The organism is Yoonia sp., assembly GCF_036007805.1.
Taxonomy (GTDB): Bacteria; Pseudomonadota; Alphaproteobacteria; order Rhodobacterales; family Rhodobacteraceae; genus Yoonia.
This window is the reverse complement of sequence record NZ_DASYOK010000323.1, coordinates 1-2,871: the sequence shown is the minus strand read 5'-3', so window position 1 is coordinate 2,871 and position 2,871 is coordinate 1. Positions and strand designations below refer to the sequence as shown.

General features: G+C 64.5%; 4 protein-coding genes and 1 pseudogene. All 5 read right to left on the bottom strand.

Annotated features, from left to right (window positions below):
* Positions 1–494: pseudogene (locus VGP75_RS17215) on the bottom strand (phage tail protein); the annotation flags it as partial.
* Between the two features lie 3 nt (positions 495–497).
* Entirely contained in the window at positions 498–938 is a 441-nt protein-coding gene (locus tag VGP75_RS17210) for a DUF6950 family protein (RefSeq protein ID WP_327544826.1), read from the bottom strand.
* Positions 938–1,486: a hypothetical protein gene (locus VGP75_RS17205; RefSeq protein WP_327544825.1), complete on the bottom strand. Its 549-nt coding sequence runs from the start codon at positions 1,484–1,486 to the stop codon at positions 938–940. The genes VGP75_RS17210 and VGP75_RS17205 overlap by 1 nt, the downstream gene beginning before the upstream one ends.
* 8 nt (positions 1,487–1,494) lie before the next feature.
* Complete coding sequence (locus VGP75_RS17200; protein ID WP_327544824.1) at positions 1,495–2,094, bottom strand: hypothetical protein; 600 nt, start codon at positions 2,092–2,094, stop codon at positions 1,495–1,497.
* Positions 2,091–2,871, bottom strand: a 781-nt coding sequence (locus VGP75_RS17195) for a phage tail tape measure C-terminal domain-containing protein (protein WP_327544823.1), incomplete at its 5' end; no start/stop codon positions are given. The genes VGP75_RS17200 and VGP75_RS17195, both read right to left, overlap by 4 nt.

Genomic DNA, 2,871 nt, shown 5'->3' with positions numbered 1-2,871 from the left:
CAATGCTCGGGCGCCGCCGCAATCAGCCCCGCAAAGGCCGTCTGGTCATCGGTACCGAGGCGCTTTTCGACGGCGACTTTGCCCGCCCATCGGCCCTGGGCCGCCCCTGAGGCATCAATCACTTCCTCGCCCTCAAAATAGATCGCCCCGATGGATTTGACGCGGTGGGCTGCCAAGACGACCACCAGGTGCAGGTCTTTGTCCTTCGCTCCTGTGGAATGCAGGAACACAATCACACCGCCCTTGCGCGTGCGGCCGTAAATCATTTCGCGGGGCATCACCGGCTCGCGCACCGTCACCGTACGGGCCTTCATTTCCATCTGGCCCAGGCTTGGCGTGGGCATCAGCGCCTGTGCGGCAGCTGATAAGAGCATCGAGGCCCCGAACTGGGCGGCAAAGCCAACCAGCCCCGTCGCCGCAAATGCCGCCGCGACACCGCCCGCCGCAATGGCAGCGCCCCCGAGGGCGACAGCACCAAGAACCACTGGTGGCATTATCTACGTCCTCCACGCGAGACGACAAACAGAGAGCGGCAGGCGCACCAGACCGTCAGGTGCCACAAAAGCGGCCTTGGCGCCGATGACGACGCCAAAGGCCTCGGGATCCCCGCCCAAAACAATATCACCACGCTGTGCGAGCCGCACATCATAAAGCGGGTCGCCCAATAAAGCGCGCGCGCCTTCTTCAAGGCTTGTCCAGCCAAGGCGGCGCAGCACACGCCCGCAGCCGATCGGTGTGCGATACCGCCCGCGCCAAAGTGCGGCATGATCCGGGCCATCTGTCAGATCGCGATACAGATCAAAGGCCCAGGTGGCGCAATCATGCTGGCCCCAGACAAAGGGCTGGATCTGCGCGCGTGCTATAGCTGCGGCGAGGATCTGCTCCCAATGGGGGACGCGGGTGGCAACGCGCGTGGCAACAGTAATCGGTTGCTCCATCATCCCCGTCCCCAGGTGATCTCTTGGTCCTGGATGGCCGTGACATGCTCAAAGCCACGATCGCCCGGGTGCAGGACCTGTTGGCTTTCATGGGTGTAGCGCCAGTTCCGCGGCACGCTCAGATCAATGAGCCGGCTTTCATAGCTGATCATGATCCGGCAGCTCTGCCCGTCCTCTTGCAGTTCTGGCACATCAAGACGACCCGTAAACGCCTGCACAGGATCGGCGATCACTCTGCGGTCCTCTGTGAGTAGCGCCAACCAGATGCGCCCCGCCTGACCCTGGCGTGCTTCGTCAATGGCAAGCCCCACCAGATCCAGTGGCACGCCCGAGAGCGAGACCGTCGTGCCGGAGGCCACAACATCGGAGGTTTCTTCCAGCGCGCCAAGGCCAAGAAGAACGCCGACGCCGGTCCAGGTCTTGCCATCCCAGTCAATCGGCCCCGGACCCGTCCAGATCCGTACCATGCCCGACGGGAATTCCCCCTCAAAAAAGATCGCAGGCTGCAGATCAGCGCGGTCGAGCGCTGCGGCAACAGAAGGTGTCATATCGCGGCTCATAGCGCCTCGCGGGCTGACAGGGTGAAGCGGTGGCGGGCCGCACGTTCAATGCGCGTTGGCACCGCGCCTGTCGGGCGCAGCAGCACCTGCGGTCTGTTCACCTCCAAAGGTGTATTGGCGGGCAGTGCGCTGCGAATGGCCGGAAAGAGCGTCAGCGTCGCCAGGCCATTGATGTCCGCTGTGACATCAAAGGCGATCTGGTGCAGGCGCGTGTCGCGCGCCGTGCCGATGGAGAGAAAGTCACCTGAGGCAACGGCAGGCAGGCCAGAAGGCCAGCCTTGCGTTTGGACGACATTGCCGCCGGTAATGGGTGCCGCCAGTGAGACCGGTTGCGCAAGGGTCTTGGGTTCAATGGAGGGATCGGCAAACAGCAGAAGCCCCCGGCCAGAGCCAAGCGCCGTGAGGGCTGCAGAGACTGACCGCGCCAGCGGTCCGGATTGCGCGGCAAATTCGATATCATATTCCCACCATTCTCCGCCCCAGTCCTGCACCTCCGTCGTCCCGGTAAAGGGCGACTGCGTCTGGCTGGTGGCGGTCACCAACCGCCGCTCAATGCCGGCAACCCACGTACGCGGCAGTTCCACGATCACGCTCATGCCATGCGTCCCCGCCGCATGGCATTGCCGACGGCTGCCACCGCAATGCGCTCAAATTCAGGCTGTGCACCGCGCATCACCGCCGCGATCTGCTCGGCAACGCCCATTTGCGCACCGCGCGCATCCACATTGAGATTTATGGCCACAGGAAGAGCGCCACCTCCGCCACGCGCGACTTCTGCGCGCGACAAAACACGCTCGCCCCGTTGCAGGATGGTGGGCACTTCATCAGGCCGCAATCCGGCCCAGGAGCCAGCCGCCCCCACGGTGCCCCCGCCATGCATCCGCGGTGCACCCGCAAACACCGCTGCGGGCACGGCGCGTGTATGACCGGAGATCCCAACCATGCCGCCGGCATGGGAGACGGCGGCCGTCACTGCACCGGCACCGGCAGCGCTGCCGCCAAAGACACCCCCAAGCGCATTGGCAATGGGTCCCAGCACCGCATTCTTGAATGCCAAGACGGCCAAATCCGCCAGGATCGAGCGCACCAGCCCCTTGAAGTCGAGCTTGCCGGTTTCCACAAAGCTGCGGAAGGCGGTTTCGGCGCCAGAGAAGGCACTGGTCAGCGTTTCGCCAAGGCTTTTGCCCCAGTTCAAGGCATCCGTGGCATAGGACTGCAACGCCGCGGACACAGCGCGCCAGCCAGTGATGATTTGGTCAGCGGCGCCACCAGCTCCACCGCCACCGCCGCCACCCGTAACGGCATCTCCGGCTTGGGCCATTGCGCCTGCCAGGCGGTCCGCGGAAGCCGTCGCGTCATCAAGAGCGGCTGCG

Bases quoted from the DNA above. Each gene is read 5' to 3' on its own strand.
- VGP75_RS17210 (WP_327544826.1), bottom strand. From the start codon at position 938: ATGGAGCAACCGATTACTGTTGCCACGCGCGTTGCCACCCGCGTCCCC.
- VGP75_RS17205 (WP_327544825.1), bottom strand. From the start codon at position 1,486: ATGACACCTTCTGTTGCCGCAGCGCTCGACCGCGCTGATCTGCAGCCT.
- VGP75_RS17200 (WP_327544824.1), bottom strand. From the start codon at position 2,094: ATGAGCGTGATCGTGGAACTGCCGCGTACGTGGGTTGCCGGCATTGAG.